The following is a 21,316-nucleotide window of genomic DNA, read 5'->3' on the forward strand; positions in this document are numbered from 1 at the left end:
GGAAGAAGAGTTGGAAAAGGCAATGACGGCCACTCTACCCCTGACGTCGGAGCGTGAAAACCGATAAGATCGCCGCAACCTGTCAGGAAAACTCACAGATGAGCCGAGACCTTCCGCCGCTCAATGCCCTGCGAGCATTTGAAGCCACTGCCCGCCTCAACAGCGTCAGCCAGGCTGCCGAGCAATTGCATGTGACCCACGGTGCCGTCAGCCGACAGCTGAAGGTACTGGAAGAACACCTTGGGGTGAATCTTTTCGTCAAGGATGGACGTGGCATTAAACTCACAGATGCCGGCGTGCGGTTGCGCGACGCCAGTGTTGAAGCGTTCGAGCGCCTGCGGGATGTGTGTAGGGCGTTGACCCAGAGCAGCGCCGACGCGCCATTTGTCCTCGGCTGTTCCGGCAGCCTGCTGGCGCGCTGGTTTATTCCACGGCTGGGGCGCTTGAATGCCGACTTGCCGGATTTGCGCCTGCACCTGTCGGCGGGCGAAGGCGACCTTGATCCAAGGCGACCTGGCCTGGACGCCCTGCTGTTGTTTGCCGAGCCGCCATGGCCTGCGGATATGCAGGTATACGAACTGGCCAGTGAGCGAATCGGTCCGGTGATGAGCCCGCACTTTGCCCATTACCAAGCCCTGCACCAGGCGCCAGCGCAGGCGCTGCTGGGCGAAGCGCTGTTGCACACCACATCGCGCCCGCAAGCCTGGCCCAACTGGGCCCAGCACCATGGCATCGAGCCCGGCGCGTTGAAGTACGGCCAGGGGTTTGAGCATTTGTATTATTTGCTGGAGGCGGCCGTGGCTGGCCTGGGGGTGGCGATCGCCCCGCAACCGCTGGTGGCGGAGGATGTGCGTGCCGGTCGCCTGGTTGCACCGTGGGGCTTTAGCCAAACCCCGGCGCAACTGGCGTTGTGGCTACCCAAGCGCGCCGCGGATGGGCGCGCCCGGCAGCTGGCGCAATGGCTCAAGGCTGAGCTGGCGCGCCAGCCGGTTTAGTCACCGCGTTTGCACAGCAGGTAGGCCGCCAGCAGGCCCAGTGCGCCAACGGCAACGCCGGCGGTGGTCCACGGGTGTTCCTGCGCATAGTCACGGGTGGCAGCCCCGGTTTCGCGGATTTTCACTTTGCTTTCTTCGTAGGCGTCGCTGATCAGGTGACGGGAATGCTTGAGGGCATTTTCGGCATTGCTTTTGAGGGCCTTCAGGGTTTTGCGCGACTCGTCAGACGCATCGTCCTTGAGGCTCTCAAGGGATTTGAGCAGGCTCGAAATCTCGGCTTCCATGCTTTCCAATGACGCTTTGCGTAAAGAGGTGTTGGCCATGTGGGCTCTCCTGGAGTGAATGAGTGGCGTGTGTTGATTCCGACTGCGGGGGGTTCAGAAAGTGCAGTAAATCTGAACTTTCATGTGAGAAGGGTCGCCAGAAGCAGTACGAAGAATCACTGCTAGGCTGTATTCAACGACCCAGGAGAACGCTCATGTCTGATCATCACACCTACAAGAAAGTCGAATTGGTGGGTTCCTCGCCAACCAGCATCGAGGACGCCATCAACAATGCCCTGGCCGAGGCCAGCAAGAGCATCAAGCACCTGGAGTGGTTCGAGGTGACCGAAACCCGTGGTCATATCAAGGACGGCAAGGCCGCGCACTTTCAGGTGACCCTCAAGGTGGGCTTTCGTATTGCCAATAGTTGAGGCGGGTGGTTGAACTTGCACGCTGGCCGATTGCCATAACCTGCGCTACACCTTTTGGGCGCCGATGTTCGATGTGTCGGCGTACATTTTTTGATCAGCGCAAGGAACGTAACGGATGAAAAAGTTTCTGTTAGCGGTAGGTTTGTTGAGCCTGGCAGGTACAGCCCTGGCGGCTGGCAAGCCGTGTGAAGAGCTGAAAAGCGAAATTGCAGCGAAAATCGACGGCAATGGCGTGCCGGCTTATTCGCTGGAGGTGGTAGATAAGGGCGCTGCGCCCGAAGGTTACACCGTTGTTGGTAGTTGCGAAGGGGGCACCAAGGACATCGCGTACAAGCGCGGGTGATCCCGTGGTAGCAATCAAGTGTAGGAGCTGTCGAGCCTCTTCAAGGCTCGACAGCTCCTACAGGGGTTTAGCCCTTCATCACCTGTGCCAGCAACTCGTAGGAATGAATCCGATCAGCATGCTCGTACACATCACAGGTAAAGATCAGTTCATCGGCTCCCGTTTGTTCGATCAACACCTCCAGCTTGGCGCGAATCTTCGCCGGGCTTCCCACCATCGCCAGTCCTAGGAAACTCCCTACTGCGTCCTTCTCGTGGGGCAGCCACAGGCCGTCCATGCTGTCGACCGGCGGACGCTGCACCAGGCTTTGCCCGCGCATCAGCGCGAGGATCCGTTGGTAGACCGAGGTGGCCAGGTAATTGGCCTGCTCATCGGTATCCGCGGCCACCAATGGCACGCCGAGCATCACGTAGGGCTTGTCGAGTACAGCCGAAGGCTTGAAGTGATTGCGATAGACGCGAATCGCCTCATGCATCATGCGCGGTGCGAAATGGGAAGCGAAGGCGTAGGGCAACCCGCGCTCACCGGCCAGTTGGGCGCTGAACAGGCTGGAACCGAGTAGCCATACCGGGACGTTGGTGCCGGTGCCCGGTACCGCAATCACCCGTTGATCGGGCGTGCGTGGACCCAGGTAGGCCATCAATTCGGCCACATCCTCCGGGAAGTCATCGGCACTGCCGGAGCGCTCGCGACGCAGGGCGCGTGCGGTCATCTGGTCGGAGCCGGGCGCGCGGCCCAGGCCCAGGTCGATACGGCCGGGGTACAGGCTTTCCAGGGTGCCGAACTGTTCTGCGATCACCAGCGGTGCATGATTGGGCAGCATCACGCCGCCTGCGCCGACCCGGATGGTCGAGGTGCCGCCGGCCAGGTAGCCCAGCAGTACCGAGGTCGCGGAGCTGGCGATGCCATCCATATTGTGGTGCTCGGCCACCCAGAAACGGGTGTAGCCGAGTTTTTCCACGTGCTGGGCCAGGTCCAGGGAATTGCGCAGCGACTGCGCCGGGCTGCCATTGGCGCGCACCGGTACCAGGTCGAGGGTCGAGAACTTTACATCGGACAGTGGTTTCATTAAGCCTGCTTCTCCATAGGGGCGCAGGCTTGTGACGAACCAAAACCTGCCGCTTCATGTGCATGCTGTATGCAATGTGGGCATATACCCGAGATTCAATAGGCGCTGCGAAAATTCCTACTTGTGCGCTGGGTTTTTCCGATGGTGTGAACTTTGCCAGAGGTTCTATCCTCAGAACTTTACTGATGCACAACCACTACTTGGGAGAACGCTATGAGTATCGTGAAAAAAGCCTCTGCACATTGGGAAGGCGACCTGAAAACCGGCCTGGGCTCCATCTCGACCGAAACCGGCGTATTGCGCGAAGCTCCCTACGGCTTCAAGGCCCGTTTCGAAGGCGGCAAGGGCACCAACCCCGAAGAATTGATCGGCGCGGCCCATGCCGGCTGCTTCTCCATGGCCTTTTCCATGATTCTCGGCGATGCCGGGCTTAAGGCCGACAGCATCGACACCCAGGCTGAAGTGACCCTGGACCAGGTGGACGGCGGTTTTGCGATTACCGCAGTCCACCTGATCCTCAAGGCCAAGATCCCTGGCGCGAGCCAGGCGCAGTTCGATGAGTTGAGCAAAAAGGCCAAGCAAGGATGCCCGGTGTCCAAAGTCTTGAACGCCACCATCACTCTGGATGGCACCCTCATCAACTGATCTGTGCAGGTCCAATGTGGGAGCGGGCGTGCCCGCGAAGGCGATGGGTCAGGCAACAAATGTATTGGCTGACACACCGCCTTCGCGAGCAAGCCCCCTTCCACATTTTGTTGTGCGTTAAATCAGAACTCGCGTTTCGCAAATGTGGTCTCATACCCATGCAGCCTTTGGCGCACACCCGTGCGCAGCGCATTTAGGGAGCTCCACCCATGAAACGTTTTGCCTTGGCGATTATCTGCGGTGCTTTGGCCACATCGGCCCTGGCCGCGCCGAAAGACTGTGAAGAGCTCAGGAAAGAGATTGAGGTCGGCTTACAGGCCAAGGCGATCCCGTCCTACACACTGGAAATCATCACTGCCGAAGAAGCCAAGAATCATGACGAAGCCATGATCGTCGGCTCCTGCGAAAACGGCACCAAGCGCATCATCTACCAGCGCAACGACGACTGATCAAGGAATGCAGTTGACGCTGCGTTCTTCTGCCAGCAACTGACGTGCGGCGTCATACAGCCGGATATTCGGGGTAAAGCCCAGCGAGCGCCCTTCCAGGCGATAGCGCTGGCCGGCCTCGAACCGGTCGTATTGCAGGGTGATAAAACACGTGCGCTCCTGGGGCTGGTTCAGCCCGCCCCCCAGGCCCGCGCCGGCATACACTTCAAAGTCAAAACGCACCATCAACTCGTGACTGCCCGGTGGCACCTGGAAGTAGCGCCCATCGTCGAGGGCTTTGCCGTCCAGGCGCTGCGCCATGATCAGCTTGGCGCTCGGCGTCGGGGTGGCGAAATCCACCCAGGCCTGCTGCGGATCCGCCGGCGGGATCGGGGTGGAGGCGCAGGCGCTGAGAAAAATCGCCGCCAAGGGAAGCAGGAGCTGACGCATAGTGGGCACTCAACCGTAGGAATGGAATGAGCATACCTGCTGCAAGCCAGTTAGTCTGGCAGGCCTATGACTGTGGAGCGGTTTGAAATGGTGCGGCGTTTATTGGCGGGGCTGACCTGTCTCTTGCTCGGCGGCTGCTCCAGTGTCAGCTATTACAGCCAACTGGCCAGCGGTCAATGGCAACTGCTGCAGGCACGAGAGCCGGTGGCCAAGGTGATCGCCGATCCGGCACGGCCACAAGTGTTGCGTGACCATTTGGCGCAATCCCAGAAGGCGCGCGCCTTCGCCAGCCAACAGCTGCAACTGCCCGACAACCAGAGCTACCGCCTGTACGCCGATATCGGTCGGCCGTACGTAGTCTGGAATGTCTTTGCTACATCAGAGTTTTCCCTGTTACCCCAGAACCATTGCTTTCCGATCGCCGGCTGCGTGGCCTATCGCGGTTATTACACTCAGGACGCGGCACGGGGCGAGGCGGCCTTGTTGCAACTGCGTGGCATGGATGTGTCGATTGGCGGGGTCGAGGCCTATTCCACCCTGGGCTGGTTCAATGACCCGATCATGAGTTCGATGATGCGCTGGGGTGAGGAGCGCTTGGCCACGGTGATTTTTCACGAGCTGGCGCACCAGCGTTTTTATGTAAAGGACGATACCGAGTTCAATGAGTCGTTTGCCACCTTTGTCGAACAGGAAGGTACCCGGCAATGGCGCGCGGCCCGTGGCCTTGGGCCTGCGAGCGAATCGACCTTGAAGCAGCGCGACCAGTTCATCCAACTGATCCTCGACACCCGTAATCGCCTGGAGCGCCTGTATGCACAGCCATTGGCCGCAGATGCCATGCGCCGGGCCAAGGCGGCCGAATTCGAGCGTTTGCGCCGTGATTACCGGCAACTGCGCGACAGCCAGTGGGCCGGCGACCAGCGTTATGACGCCTGGATCAATCAGCCGCTGAACAATGCGCGGTTGTTGCCGTTTGGTTTGTATGACCAGTGGGTGCCGGCGTTTGCGGCGCTGTTTCGCCAGGAGGGCGGGGATTGGCTGAGGTTTTACGGTGCCGTGGAGCAGTTGGGGCGGTTGCCGGTGGAGCAGCGCAAATCGACGTTGCGGCAGTTGGAAGGGCATGATCGTCAGGGCCCCATCGCGGGCAAGCCCGCTCCTACATTTTGATTGGTGAACACCGTCCAATGTGGGAGCGGGCTTGCCCGCGATAGCGACCTCAAGCCCGCCGCAAAAACGCCTGATGCATCTCGTCCAATGTCTGAAAATGCCAGCGCGGCTGTTCGGCACTCAACTCTTCAAGGCTGCCAAATCCATACCCCACCGCTGCCGCATCCAACCCGTTGCTGCGTGCACCGATCAGGTCGTGCTTGCGGTCGCCGATCATCAAGGTGCTGGCCGGGTCCAGGCCTTCCTCGCGCATCAAATGAGCGATCAGTTCGACCTTGTTGGTGCGGGTGCCGTCCAGCTCACTGCCGTAGATCACCTTGAAGTGCTTGGCGAAATCGAAATGCCTGGCGATCTCCCGGGCAAATTCCCACGGTTTAGAGGTGGCCACATACAGCTGGCGCCCCTGGCCATTCAATGCCTCCAGCAATGGCATGACGCCGTCGAACACCCGGTTTTCATAGAGCCCGGTGACCTTGAAACGCTCGCGGTAAAAATTCACCGCCTCCCAGGCGCGGGCTTCGTCGAAATCGTAGAACTGCATAAAGGCCTGCAACAGCGGCGGGCCGATAAAGTGTTCCAGTTTGCTCAAGTCCGGCTCATCAATGCCCAGCTTGGCCAAGGCGTACTGGATCGAGCGGGTGATGCCTTCCCGTGGGTCGGTCAGGGTACCGTCCAGGTCAAATAGAACCGTTTGGTAATCCAGGGTCATTGGTCGAATCCTTCTGCCAGGTGCAGGTCCTTGAGCTTCACGTAGTTCGCGGCGCTGTAGGTGAAAAAGGCGCGTTCTTTGTCAGTCAGTGCGCGGACTTGTTTAACCGGGCTGCCCACATACAAAAAACCGCTTTCAAGTGTCTTGCCCGGCGGCACCAGGCTGCCGGCGCCGATGATTACATCGTCTTCAACCACCGCGCCGTCCATCACAATGCTGCCCATGCCGATCAGGATGCGACTGCCCACGGTGCAGCCATGCAGCATGACTTTATGGGCGATGGTCACATCGTCACCGATCAGCAACGCAAAACCGTCGGGATTGAAGGGGCCGGCGTGGGTGATGTGCAGCACGCAGCCGTCCTGCACACTGGTGCGCGCACCGATGCGGATGCGGTGCATGTCGCCGCGAATCACCGTCAGCGGCCAGACAGAACTGTCGGCGCCGATTTCAACATCGCCGATCACCACCGCCGAAGCATCGACGAAAGCCCCGGCGCCGAGGGTTGGCGTGTGATTCTGATAGGTGCGAAGGGTCACGATAGCCTCTCTCTGTTTGGTTGATAGCTGCGGTGGACGTTGATTGTAATTAAGATGGCCCCATCTTTGTCTTACCTGTTTCTTCAGCCAAGGTGCCAACCGTGAGCGCGAACAATCCTCTTTTGCAGTCCTACGACCTGCCGCCGTTCTCGGCGATCCGTGCCGAGCACGTCCAACCGGCCATCGAACAGATCCTGGCCGACAACCGTGTCGCCATCGAAGGCATCCTGCAAAGCCAGGGTAAAAATCCGACCTGGACCGGCCTGGTCCTGGCCATGGATGAACTCAACGACCGCCTGGGCGCCGCGTGGAGCCCGGTCAGCCACCTCAATGCCGTGTGCAACAGCGCCGAACTGCGCGAAGCCTATGAGGCCTGCCTGCCGGCGTTGAGCGCCTATTCCACCGAGATGGGCCAGAACCGCGAGCTGTTCCAGGCTTTCGAGGCCTTGGCCAACAGCCCGCAAGCGGCCGGTTTCGACGTGGCGCAAAAAACCATTCTGGAGCACGCACTGCGTGACTTCCGCCTGTCGGGTATCGACCTGGCGCCTGAGCAGCAGAAGCGCTACGCCCAAGTGCAAAGCAAGCTTTCAGAGCTGGGCAGCAAATTTTCCAACCAGTTGCTGGACGCCACACAGGCTTGGACCAAACACGTTACCGACGAGGCCACCCTGGCCGGCCTGACTGACTCGGCCAAGGCGCAAATGGCGGCCGCTGCCCAGGCCAAAGGCCTCGACGGTTGGCTGATCAGCCTGGAATTCCCCAGCTACTACGCGGTGATGACCTACGCCCACGACCGCGCCCTGCGTGAGGAAATCTACGCGGCCTACTGCACGCGTGCGTCGGACCAGGGCCCGAATGCCGGCCAGAACGATAACGGCCCGGTGATGGAACAGATCCTCGACCTGCGTCAGGAGCTGGCGCAACTGCTCGGTTTCGCGTCCTTTTCCGAACTGAGCCTGGCCACCAAGATGGCCGAATCCAGCGACCAGGTACTGAGTTTCCTACGCGACCTGGCCAAGCGCAGTAAGCCATTCGCCACCCTGGACCTGCAGCAGCTCAAGGCCTACGCCGCCGAACAAGGTTGCCCCGACCTGCAAAGCTGGGACAGCGGTTTCTATGGCGAAAAGCTGCGTGAACAGCGCTACAGCGTGTCCCAGGAAGCCCTGCGGGCCTACTTCCCGATCGACAAAGTGCTGGGCGGCCTGTTTGCCATCGTGCAGCGTTTGTACGGCATTGAAATCACCGAGCAGAAAGGTTTCGACACCTGGCACCCGGATGTTCGCCTGTTCGAAATCAAGGAAAACGGCCAGCACGTCGGGCGCTTCTTCTTCGACCTGTATGCCCGCGCCAACAAGCGTGGCGGCGCCTGGATGGATGGCGCCCGTGATCGTCGGCGTACCGCCGAAGGTACCCTGCAAAGCCCGGTGGCCAACCTAGTGTGTAACTTCACCCCGGCTGACAGCGGCAAGCCGGCCCTGTTGACCCACGATGAAGTCACCACCCTGTTCCACGAATTCGGCCACGGCCTGCACCACCTGCTGACCCGCGTCGAACACGCGGGCGTGTCCGGCATCAACGGCGTGGCTTGGGATGCCGTGGAGCTACCGAGCCAGTTCATGGAGAACTGGTGCTGGGAACCTGAAGGCCTGGCGCTGATTTCCGGCCACTATGAAAGTGGTGAGGCGCTGCCCCAGGACCTGCTGCAAAAAATGCTCGCGGCGAAAAACTTCCAGTCCGGCCTGATGATGGTGCGCCAGTTGGAGTTCTCGTTGTTCGACTTTGAACTGCATGCCACCCACGGCGATGGCCGCAGCGTGGCGCAGGTGCTCGAAGGCATACGTGACGAAGTGTCCGTGATGCGCCCGCCGGCCTACAACCGCTTCCCCAACAGCTTTGCGCATATCTTCGCCGGCGGTTACGCGGCGGGGTACTACAGCTACAAGTGGGCCGAAGTGTTGTCGGCAGATGCCTTCTCCAAGTTTGAAGAAGATGGCGTACTCAATGCCGAAACCGGCCGTGCCTTTCGCGAGGCGATCCTGGCCCGTGGCGGTTCCCAGGCACCGATGGTGCTGTTCGTCGACTTCCGCGGACGCGCACCGTCGATTGACGCACTCTTGCGCCACAGCGGCCTGAGCGAGGACGCGGCAGCATGAGTGACGGGCCTGTGATCACCAAAAAGCAATTTATCGCCGGCGCCGTGTGCCCGGCGTGCAGCGAGCCGGACAAGTTGAAGATGTGGACCGAGGACAGCGTGCCCCATCGCGAATGCGTGGCCTGTGGTTATACCGACACGCTCAATGACCAGGGTTTGTCGGTACCCAAAGAGTTGGGGACGCGGGTCAACACGTCGGCGCTGAAAGCCCCGGCGGATCCGAAGGTACAGGCGGTGCAGTTCTTCCCTAATCCGAAATTGAAAAAAGACTAAAGAAGCTACGCCAATCCCTGTAGGAGCGAGCTTGCTCGCGAAGATCGTTAACGATAACGCGTTCATTCTGAATGAACGTGGCGTCCTTGAGATTTTCGCGAGCAAGCTCGCTCCTACATTTTTTTGCGCGCATTTCTCGAATTTCCTGGCTGAAACGATTACTCCATTCCTTAGCCTGCTATCATTTGTAACTATTCATTGCTATCAAAACGACAAGCCGCTCCATGAAGTGGCTGCTCAAATCCGTGACTACATGATGAGGTGCCACCATGTCTGATCAAGATCGAGACAACCCCCGGCGTGAGTTTTTACGCAAATCCTTGACCTTGATCCCGGTGGTCACGGTTGCCAGCAGCGGCCTTGGCGGTTCGATGCTGATGGCCGCACCCGAACCTGCCCAGGCCAGCCCGGCCAAGGCAGCCGTCAGTGAAAAGGCCTACGAGCCCAGCTACTTCACAGCTGAGGAATGGGCCTTCATCAATGCGGCGGTCGCACGTTTGATCCCCGCCGACGATCAAGGCCCCGGTGCTCTGGAAGCTGGCGCACCGGAGTACATCGACCGCCAGATGAACACGCCCTACGCCAGTGGCGCTTTGTGGTTTATGCAAGGGCCGTTCAATGCCGACGCGCCGCCGGAGATGGGTTGGCAGAGCAAGCTGGTGCCCAGGGAGATCTATCGCCTGGGTATTGCTGCCACGGATTCCTGGTCGAAAGCGTTCAACGGTAAAACATTTGCTGGGCAAGACAGCGCTACCCAGGATGATTTGCTGCGTCGCCTGGAGGCAGGCGGTGCTGAAGCAGGCGAACATTTCGCGGCGGTCCCGCCGAAGATTTTCTTCAATGTGTTGCTGCAAAACACCAAGGAAGGGTTCTTCTGTGACCCGATCCATGGTGGCAACAAAGGCATGGTCGGTTGGACCATGATCGGCTTCCCCGGCGCCCGCGCCGATTTCATGGATTGGGTCGAGCGCAACGAGCAGTACCCCTTCCCGGCTGTTTCCATCCGCGGCGAGAGGGCATAAACGTGGCGACCATCATGAAGAAAGTGGACGCGGTCATTGTCGGCTTCGGCTGGACCGGCGCGATCATGGCCAAGGAACTGACGGAAGCTGGCCTGCACGTGGTAGCGCTGGAGCGCGGCCCGATGCAGGACACCTACCCGGACGGTAACTACCCACAAGTGATCGATGAACTGACCTACAGCGTGCGCAAAAAGCTGTTCCAGGACATTTCCAAGGAAACCGTGACCATTCGCCATAGCGTCAATGACATTGCGTTGCCCAACCGGCAGTTGGGCGCCTTTCTGCCGGGCAACGGCGTGGGCGGCGCAGGCCTGCATTGGTCGGGTGTGCATTTTCGGGTGGACCCCATCGAGTTGCGCATGCGCAGCCACTACGAAGAGCGCTACGGCAAACACTTTGTTCCCAAGGACATGACCATCCAGGACTTCGGTGTCAGCTACGAAGAGCTGGAACCGTTTTTTGACTACGCCGAGAAAGTCTTCGGCACCTCTGGCCAAGCCTGGACCGTGAAAGGCCAGTTGGTGGGTGAAGGCAAGGGCGGCAATCCTTACGCGCCGGATCGCTCCAGCCATTTCCCACTGGAGTCGCAGAAAAATACCTACTCGGCGCAGTTGTTCCAGCAGGCCGCCAATGCCGTGGGCTACAAGCCCTACAACCTGCCTTCGGCCAATACTTCGGGGCCCTACACCAACCCCTACGGCGCGCAGATGGGGCCGTGCAACTTCTGTGGGTTTTGCAGCGGGTATGTCTGCTACATGTACTCCAAGGCAGCGCCCAACGTGAATATTCTGCCGGCCCTGCGCCAGGTGCCGAACTTTGAGCTGCGGCCAAATTCCCACGTGCTCAAGGTCAATCTCGACAGCACCAAGCGCAAGGCCACTGGGGTGACTTACATCGACGCCCAGGGCCGCGAGATCGAGCAGCCGGCGGACCTGGTGATCCTCGGCGCCTTCCAGTTCCACAACGTGCGCCTGATGCTGCTGTCGGGCATCGGCAAGCCCTACGACCCGATCACGGGCGAAGGGGTGGTGGGCAAGAACTTCGCCTACCAGAACATGGCCACCATCAAGGCCTACTTCGACAAAGACGTGCACACCAACAACTTCATCGGTGCCGGCGGCAATGGCGTGGCGGTGGACGACTTCAACGCCGACAACTTCGACCATGGCCCCCACGGCTTCGTTGGCGGCTCGCCGATGTGGGTCAACCAGGCGGGCAGCCGGCCGATTGCCGGCACTTCCAACCCGCCGGGCACGCCGGCCTGGGGCAGCGCCTGGAAACGCGCCACGGCCGATTACTACACCCACCAGGTGTCGATGGATGCCCATGGCGCCCATCAATCCTACCGGGGCAATTACCTGGATCTGGACCCGGTTTACCGTGATGCCTACGGCCTGCCGCTGCTGCGCATGACCTTCGACTGGCAGGAAAACGACATCAAGATGAACCGCTTCATGGTCGAGAAAATGGGCAAGATCGCCGAGGCGATGAATCCCAAGGCGATTGCCGTGCTCGGCAAGAAGGTTGGCGAGCACTTCAACACCGCGTCCTACCAGACCACCCACCTCAATGGTGGCGCGATCATGGGCACTGACCCGAAGACCAGCGCATTGAACCGCTACTTGCAGTGCTGGGACGTGCACAACGTGTTTGTCCCGGGCGCATCTGCTTTCCCACAGGGCTTGGGCTACAACCCTACGGGCCTGGTGGCGGCGCTGACCTATTGGTCGGCCCGGGCGATTCGCGAGCAGTATCTGAAAAATCCCGGCCCGCTGGTTCAGGCATAAGGAGCGACGACCATGAGAGCATTTGTTATCGCGACCCTGGCCCTGTTCAGCAGTTGCTCGGTGAGCGCGGCTGAAACTGATCTGATCAGACAAGGCGAATACCTGGCCCGCGCCGGCGACTGCGTGGCCTGCCACACCGCCAAGGGCGGCAAGCCGTTTGCCGGTGGCCTGCCGATGGAGACTCCGATCGGTGTGATCTACTCCACCAATATCACCCCGGATAAAACCGGCCTGGGGGACTACAGCTTTGAAGACTTCGACAAGGCTGTGCGCCATGGCGTCGCCAAAAACGGTAGTACCCTTTACCCGGCGATGCCCTACCCGTCTTACGCACGTGTCAGCCAAACCGATATGCAGGCGCTGTATGCGTATTTTATGAAAGGCGTGGAGCCGGTCACCCAGGCAAACCAGGACAGTGACATTCCCTGGCCCTTGAGCATGCGCTGGCCCCTGGCGGCATGGCGTTGGATGTTCGCGCCCGAGGTGGCGGACTATCAGACCCCGGCCAATGCCGACCCGGTGACCAGTCGTGGTGCCTACCTGGTGGAAGGCCTCGGTCACTGTGGCGCCTGCCACACCCCCCGGGCCCTGACCATGCAGGAAAAGGCCCTGAGCGCGTCTGACGGTGTGGCGTTCCTGTCTGGCAGTGCGCCGCTGGAAGGCTGGATCGCCAAAAGCCTGCGCGGTGACCACAAGGATGGCTTGGGCAGTTGGAGCGAAGAGCAACTGGTGCAGTTTCTCAAGACCGGTCGCAGTGATCGCAGCGCGGTGTTTGGCGGTATGAGCGACGTTGTAGTCCACAGCATGCAGTACATGTCTGAAGACGACCTGACCGCTATCGCCCGCTACCTCAAGAGCCTGCCAGCGGTGGACCCCAAGGATCAGCCGCACCGCTACGACAAGCAGGTGGCCGAGGCACTGTGGAAAGGTGATGACAGCCAGGCAGGCGCTGCGGTGTATATCGACAACTGCGCGGCCTGCCATCGTACCGATGGCCATGGCTATACCCGGGTATTCCCGGCGCTGGCGGGCAACCCGGTGTTGCAGACGGCAGATGCCACGTCGTTGATCAACATCGTGTTGAAGGGGGGAACACTCCCGGCCACCCACGCCGCGCCCTCTACCTTCACCATGCCGGCTTTTGCCTGGCGCCTGTCGGATCAGGAAGTGGCGGATGTGGTCAGCTTCATTCGTGGCAGCTGGGGTAACCAGGGCGCGCCAGTGAAGGCTGGCGATGTGGCCGACCTGCGTAAAAGCGATAAATACAGCACCTCGGGCGGCGATCTGGGGCAAGTGACGGCGGGTCACTGATTCAGCCTTTGCCGCCCAACGGCACTGGTCAGACACGCTGCGCCTCTATACTGTATATAAAACCAGTATCGAGGCGCTTTCATGTCCACTCCTCTGCCGCCGCGCGGGCGAGGCACCGCTACCAACCTGCACAACCGCTTTGCGCCCACAGTGAGTGTGGCCGAGGACGACGGCTGGTATCAGGAAGTGCCGCCGACCCAAGGCACCGAAGTACGCATCGAGACGGCGAAGACCATCATCACCCGCAACACTTCGCCGGACCTGCCGTTCGACCGCACCATCAACCCTTACCGGGGCTGTGAGCACGGTTGCATCTATTGTTATGCGCGGCCCAGCCATGCTTACTGGGACATGTCCCCGGGCCTGGACTTCGAGACCAAACTGATCGCCAAGACCAACGCCGCCGAGGTGCTGGAGCAACAATTGTCCAAGCCCGGCTATGTGTGCGCGCCGATCAACCTGGGCTCAAACACGGACCCGTACCAGCCCATCGAGCGCGAATACGAGATCACCCGACAAACCCTGCAAGTGCTGCTGCGCTATCGCCATCCGGTGACCATCGTGACCAAGGGCTCGTTGATCCTGCGTGATCTTGACCTGCTCACGGAACTGTCTCGGCAGCGGCTGGTGGCGGTGATGATCAGCCTCACCAGCCTGGACGATGAGCTCAAGCGCATTCTGGAGCCGCGCACCGCTGCGCCCAGGGCGCGACTGCGGGCGATTCGGGTAATGCGTGAGGCAGGCATCCCGGTGGGCGTGCTGTGTTCACCGATGATTCCCATGATCAATGACTGCGAACTGGAAGGCCTGCTGGCCGAAGCCCATGCTGCAGGTGCGCAGAGCGCGGCCTACATGATGCTGCGCCTGCCCCTTGAAGTGGCGCCGCTGTTCGAGGAGTGGCTGGCGGCCCATTACCCGCAACGGGCGGCTCATGTAATGAGCCTGGTGCGCCAGGTGCGCGGTGGCGAAGTGTATGACAGCCGCTTCGGTGTGCGCATGCGTGGCGAAGGACCGTTTGCCGATCTGCTGGCACAACGGTTTGCCAAGGCGATCAAACGATTGGGGCTCAATCACAGGGAAGCGTTTAATCTGGATTGCAGTGCATTCTGTCCTCCGGGCAGGCAGCTGGCTTTGTTGTAGACTGACACAAATACGCAGGCTTTCCGATCAGGGTGGTCGCGTTTTGATATCACTGAAACCCGCGAAATAGAGCGGTTCATTCAGTTTGAGTTAAGTTTCGGCAGGTACCTTGTTCATCGAGTGACTAGTTGGTTGGCGGCACTGGCTGGGTGGTTTTCCAGCGACTGTCTGTCGACCTGAACGGCAAAGCTCTCCTGCTCCAATCACGAGGATGAATCATGAGTGACAAGGATAAACAGCCGTTGGCTGCGTCGGCTTCAGCCTCTCACGAGGCGGAGTCCGCCGATGCAGCGCTGCAGCACATCGTTGATGGCTTTTTGCATTTCCATAACGAGGTCTTTCCCCAGCAGGAAGAACTCTTCAAGAAACTCGCCACGGCCCAGAGCCCACGGGCGATGTTTATTACCTGTGCTGACTCCCGCATTGTTCCCGAACTGATCACCCAAAGCTCCCCTGGCGACCTGTTCGTCACCCGTAACGTGGGTAACGTCGTGCCGCCTTATGGGCAGATGAACGGCGGCGTGTCCACGGCCATCGAGTACGCGGTGCTGGCCCTGGGCGTGCAACACATCATCGTCTGCGGCCACTCCGATTGTGGCGCGATGCGGGCCGTGCTCAACCCCCAGAGCCTGGAAAAAATGCCCACGGTCAAAGCCTGGCTGCGCCACGCCGAGGTTGCCAAGACCATGGTCCAGGACAACTGTGACTGCGCCAATGAAGGCGAAAGCATGCAGGTGCTGACCGAAGAAAACGTCATCGCCCAGTTGCAACACTTGCGCACCCACCCTTCTGTGGCTTCGCGCATGGCCAACGGTCATTTGTTTATCCATGGCTGGATCTACAACATCGAGACCAGCGAGATCAAAGCCTACGATGCAGACCAGGCCACGTTCCTGCCGTTGAACGGTTCCGGCCCGATCCCTTCGGCGACGCCCAAAGCGCGCTTCTAAAACAATCCCCTGCCGGGTAATGCGATGGCTGCCATGGATGCAGCCAGGCCTTGCCACGCCCGGCGAATGCCTCGGGAGAGTCATCATGCGTGCAGCTCAATTAAAAACAGTGCTGCCACGGGAGCTGTTGGCTTCGGTGGTGGTGTTTCTGGTGGCCCTGCCCCTGTGCATGGGCATTGCCATTGCCTCCGGTATGCCACCGGCCAAGGGGCTGATCACCGGGATCATCGGTGGCCTGGTGGTGGGCTGGCTGGCCGGCTCGCCCCTGCAAGTCAGTGGCCCGGCGGCCGGCCTGGCGGTGTTGGTGTTCGAGTTGGTGCGCCAGCACGGCATGCTGATGCTCGGGCCGATCCTGCTGTTGGCGGGCTTTCTGCAACTGGTGGCCGGGCGCATGCGCCTGGGTTGCTGGTTCCGGGTGACGGCGCCAGCGGTGGTCTACGGCATGCTGGCGGGGATCGGGGTGTTGATTGTCCTGTCGCAAGTGCATGTGATGCTCGATGGGGCGCCCAAACCCTCTGGGTTGGATAACCTTGCCGGCTTCCCTGGCGCAGTGGCCCAGGCCATTCCCGGTCTGGGGGGTGGGCTCGGTTGGCAAGCCGGGCTGCTGGGCCTGTCGACGATGCTGGTGATGTGGCTGTGGGACCGGTTTCGTCCGCAAAAGCTGCGTTTTGTGCCGGGCGCATTGCTCGGCGTGGGCTTGGCGACCGTGACCAGCCTGGCGCTGGCCCTGCAGGTCAAGCGCGTGGAGGTGCCGGAAAACCTGGCCGATGCCATTGATTGGCTACGCCCCAGCGACCTGTTGAACCTGGCCGATCCCAACCTGTTGATTGCAGCCTTCGCGGTAGCCTTTATTGCCAGTGCCGAAACGTTGCTCTCGGCGGCGGCTGTGGACCGTATGCACAACGGCCAGCGCTCGGACTTCGACAAGGAGTTGTCCGCTCAAGGCGTAGGCAACATGCTGTGTGGCCTGGTGGGTGCGTTGCCCATGACCGGGGTGATCGTGCGCAGCTCGGCCAACGTCCAGGCGGGTGCGACCACACGTTTGTCGGCGATGTTCCACGGCCTTTGGCTGCTGGCCTTCGTGTTGCTGCTGTCGAGCGTGCTGCAAAGCATTCCGGTGGCGAGCCTGGCGGGTGTGCTGGTGTACACCGGGATCAAGTTGGTAGACCTCAAGGCCTTCCGAGGCTTGGCCCGCTATGGCCGGATGCCGATGTTCACCTACGCCGCCACGGCCCTGGCGATCATCCTCACCGACTTGCTGACGGGCGTGTTGGTGGGCTTTGGCCTGACGCTGGCGAAACTGGCGTGGAAGGCTTCACGTTTGAAAGTCAGCCTGATCGACCTGCCCCAGGACGGTGAGATGGAGTTGCGGCTGATTGGCGCGGCGACCTTTCTCAAGGTGCCCGCACTGACCCAGGTGCTGGCGACCGTGCCGGCGGGGACCACGGTGCACGTGCCGCTCAATAACCTGAGCTACGTGGATCACTCGTGCCTGGAATTGCTGGAGGAATGGGGGCGGGCCAATGCGGCCAAGGGCTCCAAGCTGGTGATTGAGGCGCGGGGGTTGAAACGCCGGCTGGAAGGGCGGGTACGTACCACGACCCGGATGGGTTCCGCCCCTCGGTTGGCTGACGAAACCGGTTAAAAAAATGTGGGAGCGGGCTTGTGTGGGAGTGGGCAAGCCCGCTCCCACACCGGTCCCTTCCCACATTTGTGCTGTGTCAGGCTGGAAAACTCAGGCCGGCTGATCCAGCTCCAACTCCACACCCAACTGGCGCGACAGGCACGGCCAGCGCTTCCACGCGGCTTCCGTTGCAGGGCTCTTGAGCTGCTCGCGGTAGGCCTCGACGGACTCCAGGGCGAAGCTCTCTTCATTGAGCATTTCATCCACCGCCAGGTGTACGGCTTCGTCTAACTGATTGGCGAAATCTTCGCCGATCAGTTGGTGGGCAATCACGTTGGCAACGGTGGTGTCCGCCGGAATCAAGGGTTGGCCGAAATGTTTGATATACAGATCGTTGACTTCTTCCACCAGTCGGTGAGCCAGGTAGGCCTCGTCCAGCAGGCCGTTGAGGCCTTCATGGGCGGCCAGGATGGCGGGTGGCTGGAGAAAGAAATGCTCGGCGATTTTCAGCACCGGCTTGATCTGGCTTTCAATCCCGGCTTCCCGGGCCACGTCGTTGGCAGCGTCCAGCAGGTCCGGGACCTGATCGATGTAGGCCGTGACGAAACGAGTCATCACGGCATTACGATCACCCTCGGCCAGGGAAATGGCCGAATGCAGGTGCGGTAACTGTGCGTCCAGCTGTTTAGCCAATTGGCCGGTGGATGCTTCGTGTTGATGGGCACGGGAAATCTGCTCGCGCAATGCGGCGGTGTTCATGAAAGCTCCAGAGAATACGGGCGTAGGAAAGGGGATTGCATAAGGTAGCTCGTTTATACGAGCCCCTAAGACGCATTTGTCATAATTATTTCATGGTTATGCGCCGCTGTTATATCGAAATGCCATCGTTCGTCGGATAGGCCTTGAATATGCCGGCCGGCCAGCGCCATTCGTCTCTTTTTACTGATTTGTCCCCACACATTGCGGGGTCGCAGTCGCTGTCTATACTCGGGTTTGTACGCAATTAGCTGATGACGCCCAACTGCATTAGGCAGGCAAGGCTTGGCGGATGTAAGCAGTTTGGAAGCCGCCCCCTTGGCCGCAGGTGCAAACCGGCGGGATAACAAGAACGATAAGGGGAACCCGCAATGACGCGACATCCACATGTTTGGATGGGCTTACTCTTGTGGTCAGTATTCAGCCAGGCGCAAGCCGCCTGGACGGTGAATATGGCACCAGGGGCCACTGAAGTCAGTCACGCCGTGTTCGACCTGCACATGACCATCTTCTGGATCTGTGTGGTGATCGGCATCATCGTGTTTGGCGCCATGTTCTGGTCGATGATTGTGCATCGGCGCTCCACAGGCCAGGTGGCGGCCAAGTTCCATGAAAGTACGACGGTCGAGATTCTCTGGACCGTAGTGCCCTTGCTGATCCTCGTCGCCATGGCCATCCCGGCGACCAAGACCCTGATCAACATCTACGACAGCAGTGAGTCGGATATCGATATCCAGGTCACCGGCTATCAGTGGAAGTGGCACTACAAGTACCTGGGCCAGGACGTCGAGTTCTTCAGCAACCTGGCCACTCCCGCCGAACAGATCCACAACCAGGTCACCAAGAGCGAACACTACCTGCTGGAAGTCGATCAGCCGCTGGTGCTGCCGGTGGGCGCCAAGGTGCGCTTTCTGGTGACCGCCGCCGACGTGATTCACTCCTGGTGGGTGCCGGCGTTTGCGGTCAAGCGTGATGCCATCCCCGGCTTCGTCAATGAGGCCTGGACCCGGGTCGAGAAGCCCGGCATCTACCGTGGGCAGTGCGCAGAATTGTGCGGCAAGGACCACGGTTTCATGCCCATTGTGGTCGAGGTCAAGTCCAAGGCCGACTACGAAACCTGGCTGGGCGAGCGCAAGGAGGAGGCGGCCAAGCTCAAAGAGCTGACGTCCAAGGAGTGGACGCTCGAAGAGCTGGTGGCCCGTGGTGACAAGGTCTACCACACCACCTGCGTGGCCTGTCACCAGGCCGAAGGTCAGGGCCTGCCGCCGATGTTCCCGGCGCTCAAGGGCTCGAAAATCGCCACCGGGCCTGCGGCAGACCACCTGAGCATCGTCTACCACGGCAAGCCCGGTACAGCGATGGCGGCCTTCGGCAAGCAACTGTCTGAAGTCGATATTGCGGCGGTCGTAACCTACGAGCGCAACGCCTGGGGCAACAACAAAGGCGACATGGTCACGCCTAAAGACGTGCTGGCCATCAAACAGGCGGAAAGCAAATGAACCTCTTCATTGCGTATGCCCTGAACCGCCCCGCCCATCCGCTTGCAGGAGAACGGCCATGAGCACTGTGATCGATGACCACGGTCATGCCGCTGACCACGCCCACGGTCCCGCCAAGGGGCTGATGCGCTGGGTGCTGACCACCAACCACAAAGATATCGGGACCATGTACCTGTGGTTCAGCTTCGCCATGTTCTTGTTGGGTGGTTCGTTCGCCATGGTGATCCGTGCCGAACTATTCCAGCCAGGCCTGCAGATCGTCGAGCCTGCGTTCTTCAACCAGATGACCACCATGCATGGCCTGATCATGGTGTTTGGCGCGGTGATGCCGGCGTTTGTCGGGCTGGCCAACTGGATGATCCCGCTGATGATCGGCGCGCCGGACATGGCCCTGCCTCGCATGAACAACTTCAGCTTCTGGTTGCTGCCAGCGGCGTTCCTGCTGCTGGTTTCGACCTTGTTCACCCCGGGCGGCGGGCCGAATTTCGGCTGGACCTTCTACGCCCCGCTCTCCACGACCTATGCGCCGGAAAGCGTGACGTTCTTTATCTTCGCCATCCACTTGATGGGTATCAGCTCGATCATGGGGGCGATCAACGTGGTCGCCACCATCCTCAACCTGCGCGCACCGGGCATGACCCTGATGAAGATGCCGCTGTTCGTCTGGACCTGGCTGATCACGGCTTTCCTGTTGATCGCGGTGATGCCGGTGCTGGCCGGTTGCGTGACCATGATGCTGATGGATATTCACTTCGGCACCAGCTTCTTCAGCGCTGCTGGCGGCGGTGATCCGGTGTTGTTCCAGCATGTGTTCTGGTTCTTCGGCCATCCTGAGGTGTACATCATGATCCTGCCGGCGTTTGGTGCCGTCAGCTCGATCATCCCGACCTTTTCGCGCAAGCCGCTGTTTGGCTACACCTCCATGGTCTACGCCACGGCGAGTATCGCGTTCCTGTCGTTTATCGTGTGGGCGCACCACATGTTCGTGGTCGGTATTCCGTTGGTGGGCGAGTTGTTCTTCATGTACGCCACCCTGCTGATCGCCGTGCCCACAGGGGTCAAGGTGTTCAACTGGGTCAGCACCATGTGGCAAGGTTCACTGACGTTCGAGACGCCCATGCTGTTTGCCGTGGCTTTTGTGATCCTGTTCACCATCGGTGGCTTTTCCGGGCTGATGCTGGCCATCGCCCCGGCGGACTTCCAGTACCACGACACTTATTTTGTGGTGGCGCATTTCCATTACGTACTGGTGCCTGGTGCGATTTTCGGGATCTTCGCCTCGGCCTACTACTGGCTGCCGAAGTGGACCGGCCATATGTACGACGAAACCCTGGGCAAGCTGCACTTCTGGCTCTCGTTCGTGGGGATGAACATGGCGTTCTTTCCCATGCACTTCGTGGGGCTGGCCGGTATGCCACGGCGGGTGCCGGACTACAACCTGCAGTTCGCCGACTTCAACATGGTGTCGTCGATTGGCGCCTTTATGTTCGGCGCCACGCAGATTTTCTTCCTGTTTATCGTGATCAAGTGCATCCGTGGCGGTAAGCCGGCGCCGGCCAAGCCGTGGGATGGCGCCGAAGGGCTGGAGTGGAGCATTCCTTCACCTGCGCCCTACCACACCTTCACCACGCCGCCGGAGGTCAAATGAGCCCGGTTCTAAAAGCACCGCTGCCTCCTTGTGGGAGCGGGCTTGCCCGCGATGGCGGCCTCAAAATCTGCCGCGAACCTGAGGGCCTCATCGCTGACAAGCCAGCGCCTACAGG

At 60.3% G+C, this 21,316-nt stretch carries 22 protein-coding genes; 16 read left to right on the forward strand and 6 right to left on the reverse strand.

Annotated features, from left to right (window positions below; genetic code table 11):
* The first annotated feature begins 98 nt into the window (after positions 1 to 98).
* On the forward strand, positions 99 to 995 hold the full coding sequence (locus tag HZ99_RS17610) for a LysR family transcriptional regulator (RefSeq protein WP_038444785.1): 897 nt from the start codon (positions 99 to 101) through the stop codon (positions 993 to 995).
* On the opposite strand, the gene HZ99_RS17615 is transcribed toward HZ99_RS17610, so the two are convergent.
* Positions 992 to 1,318, reverse strand: coding sequence for a DUF883 family protein (locus HZ99_RS17615; protein WP_016969656.1), 327 nt, complete (start codon positions 1,316 to 1,318; stop codon positions 992 to 994). The genes HZ99_RS17610 and HZ99_RS17615 overlap by 4 nt on opposite strands.
* Positions 1,319 to 1,473: 155 nt before the next feature.
* Here HZ99_RS17615 and HZ99_RS17620 point away from each other — a divergent pair, with 155 nt between their 5' ends.
* Together HZ99_RS17620 and HZ99_RS17625 are read left to right on the forward strand one after the other, a co-directional pair.
* Positions 1,474 to 1,689 carry a dodecin gene (locus HZ99_RS17620; RefSeq protein WP_032857113.1) on the forward strand — a complete coding sequence of 72 codons (216 nt, stop codon included), beginning with the start codon at positions 1,474 to 1,476 and terminating at the stop codon, positions 1,687 to 1,689.
* 115 nt (positions 1,690 to 1,804) lie between these two features.
* Positions 1,805 to 2,032, forward strand: a complete 228-nt coding sequence (locus tag HZ99_RS17625) for a DUF1161 domain-containing protein (protein ID WP_038444789.1) — start codon at positions 1,805 to 1,807, stop codon at positions 2,030 to 2,032.
* A gap of 67 nt (positions 2,033 to 2,099) precedes the next feature.
* Here HZ99_RS17625 and HZ99_RS17630 read toward each other — a convergent pair whose 3' ends face one another.
* Positions 2,100 to 3,101 (reverse strand): LLM class flavin-dependent oxidoreductase, encoded by a 1,002-nt coding sequence (locus tag HZ99_RS17630; RefSeq protein ID WP_038444791.1) that lies wholly within the window; start codon positions 3,099 to 3,101, stop codon positions 2,100 to 2,102.
* A 213-nt stretch (positions 3,102 to 3,314) separates the two neighbouring features.
* Here HZ99_RS17630 and HZ99_RS17635 point away from each other — a divergent pair, with 213 nt between their 5' ends.
* Positions 3,315 to 3,746 (forward strand): OsmC family protein, encoded by a 432-nt coding sequence (locus HZ99_RS17635; RefSeq protein ID WP_038444793.1) that lies wholly within the window; start codon positions 3,315 to 3,317, stop codon positions 3,744 to 3,746.
* A 209-nt stretch (positions 3,747 to 3,955) separates the two neighbouring features.
* The gene (locus HZ99_RS17640) at positions 3,956 to 4,195 is read left to right on the forward strand and encodes a DUF1161 domain-containing protein (protein ID WP_038444794.1); all 240 of its coding nucleotides are present in this window, start codon (positions 3,956 to 3,958) and stop codon (positions 4,193 to 4,195) included.
* On the opposite strand, the gene HZ99_RS17645 is transcribed toward HZ99_RS17640, so the two are convergent.
* Positions 4,196 to 4,624 (reverse strand): lipoprotein, encoded by a 429-nt coding sequence (locus tag HZ99_RS17645; protein ID WP_038444796.1) that lies wholly within the window; start codon positions 4,622 to 4,624, stop codon positions 4,196 to 4,198. It abuts the gene before it with no gap.
* Between the two features lie 87 nt (positions 4,625 to 4,711).
* Here HZ99_RS17645 and HZ99_RS17650 point away from each other — a divergent pair, with 87 nt between their 5' ends.
* Positions 4,712 to 5,791, forward strand: coding sequence for an aminopeptidase (locus HZ99_RS17650; protein ID WP_038448108.1), 1,080 nt, complete (start codon positions 4,712 to 4,714; stop codon positions 5,789 to 5,791).
* Between the two features lie 49 nt (positions 5,792 to 5,840).
* On the opposite strand, the gene HZ99_RS17655 is transcribed toward HZ99_RS17650, so the two are convergent.
* Both HZ99_RS17655 and HZ99_RS17660 read right to left on the reverse strand, forming a co-directional pair.
* The gene (locus tag HZ99_RS17655) at positions 5,841 to 6,500 is read right to left on the reverse strand and encodes an HAD family hydrolase (RefSeq protein ID WP_038444798.1); all 660 of its coding nucleotides are present in this window, start codon (positions 6,498 to 6,500) and stop codon (positions 5,841 to 5,843) included.
* Positions 6,497 to 7,039 carry a gamma carbonic anhydrase family protein gene (locus HZ99_RS17660; RefSeq protein ID WP_038444800.1) on the reverse strand — a complete coding sequence of 181 codons (543 nt, stop codon included), beginning with the start codon at positions 7,037 to 7,039 and terminating at the stop codon, positions 6,497 to 6,499. The genes HZ99_RS17655 and HZ99_RS17660 overlap by 4 nt, the downstream gene beginning before the upstream one ends.
* 101 nt (positions 7,040 to 7,140) lie before the next feature.
* Here HZ99_RS17660 and prlC point away from each other — a divergent pair, with 101 nt between their 5' ends.
* From prlC to HZ99_RS17705, 8 genes are all read left to right on the forward strand, one after another.
* The gene (gene prlC / locus HZ99_RS17665; protein WP_038444802.1) at positions 7,141 to 9,192 is read left to right on the forward strand and encodes an oligopeptidase A; all 2,052 of its coding nucleotides are present in this window, start codon (positions 7,141 to 7,143) and stop codon (positions 9,190 to 9,192) included.
* Positions 9,189 to 9,464, forward strand: a complete 276-nt coding sequence (locus tag HZ99_RS17670) for a YheV family putative zinc ribbon protein (RefSeq protein WP_029290288.1) — start codon at positions 9,189 to 9,191, stop codon at positions 9,462 to 9,464. Before prlC ends, HZ99_RS17670 begins: the two co-directional genes overlap by 4 nt.
* Positions 9,465 to 9,733: 269 nt before the next feature.
* Complete coding sequence (locus HZ99_RS17680; RefSeq protein ID WP_038444805.1) at positions 9,734 to 10,486, forward strand: gluconate 2-dehydrogenase subunit 3 family protein; 753 nt, start codon at positions 9,734 to 9,736, stop codon at positions 10,484 to 10,486.
* A gap of 2 nt (positions 10,487 to 10,488) precedes the next feature.
* On the forward strand, positions 10,489 to 12,273 hold the full coding sequence (locus tag HZ99_RS17685) for a GMC family oxidoreductase (protein ID WP_038444806.1): 1,785 nt from the start codon (positions 10,489 to 10,491) through the stop codon (positions 12,271 to 12,273).
* A gap of 12 nt (positions 12,274 to 12,285) precedes the next feature.
* Complete coding sequence (locus HZ99_RS17690; protein ID WP_038444808.1) at positions 12,286 to 13,584, forward strand: c-type cytochrome; 1,299 nt, start codon at positions 12,286 to 12,288, stop codon at positions 13,582 to 13,584.
* A gap of 81 nt (positions 13,585 to 13,665) precedes the next feature.
* Positions 13,666 to 14,724, forward strand: coding sequence for a PA0069 family radical SAM protein (locus HZ99_RS17695; RefSeq protein WP_038444809.1), 1,059 nt, complete (start codon positions 13,666 to 13,668; stop codon positions 14,722 to 14,724).
* 218 nt (positions 14,725 to 14,942) lie between these two features.
* Positions 14,943 to 15,674 (forward strand): carbonic anhydrase, encoded by a 732-nt coding sequence (locus HZ99_RS17700; protein ID WP_038444811.1) that lies wholly within the window; start codon positions 14,943 to 14,945, stop codon positions 15,672 to 15,674.
* A gap of 85 nt (positions 15,675 to 15,759) precedes the next feature.
* A complete protein-coding gene (locus tag HZ99_RS17705; protein WP_038444812.1) occupies positions 15,760 to 17,319 on the forward strand; it encodes a SulP family inorganic anion transporter in 1,560 nt (519 codons plus the stop codon).
* A 90-nt stretch (positions 17,320 to 17,409) separates the two neighbouring features.
* On the opposite strand, the gene HZ99_RS17710 is transcribed toward HZ99_RS17705, so the two are convergent.
* A complete protein-coding gene (locus tag HZ99_RS17710; protein WP_032862631.1) occupies positions 17,410 to 18,057 on the reverse strand; it encodes a hypothetical protein in 648 nt (215 codons plus the stop codon).
* Positions 18,058 to 18,425: 368 nt separating this feature from the next.
* Between HZ99_RS17710 and coxB the strand changes: the two genes are divergently transcribed.
* Positions 18,426 to 19,553: a cytochrome c oxidase subunit II gene (gene coxB / locus HZ99_RS17715; RefSeq protein ID WP_038444813.1), complete on the forward strand. Its 1,128-nt coding sequence runs from the start codon at positions 18,426 to 18,428 to the stop codon at positions 19,551 to 19,553.
* Between the two features lie 58 nt (positions 19,554 to 19,611).
* Positions 19,612 to 21,201 (forward strand): cytochrome c oxidase subunit I, encoded by a 1,590-nt coding sequence (gene ctaD, locus HZ99_RS17720; RefSeq protein WP_038444815.1) that lies wholly within the window; start codon positions 19,612 to 19,614, stop codon positions 21,199 to 21,201.
* Positions 21,202 to 21,316 lie beyond the last annotated feature (115 nt).

Origin of the sequence: Pseudomonas fluorescens, from assembly GCF_000730425.1 — a bacterium.
GTDB classification, from domain to species: domain Bacteria; phylum Pseudomonadota; class Gammaproteobacteria; order Pseudomonadales; family Pseudomonadaceae; genus Aquipseudomonas; species Aquipseudomonas fluorescens_X.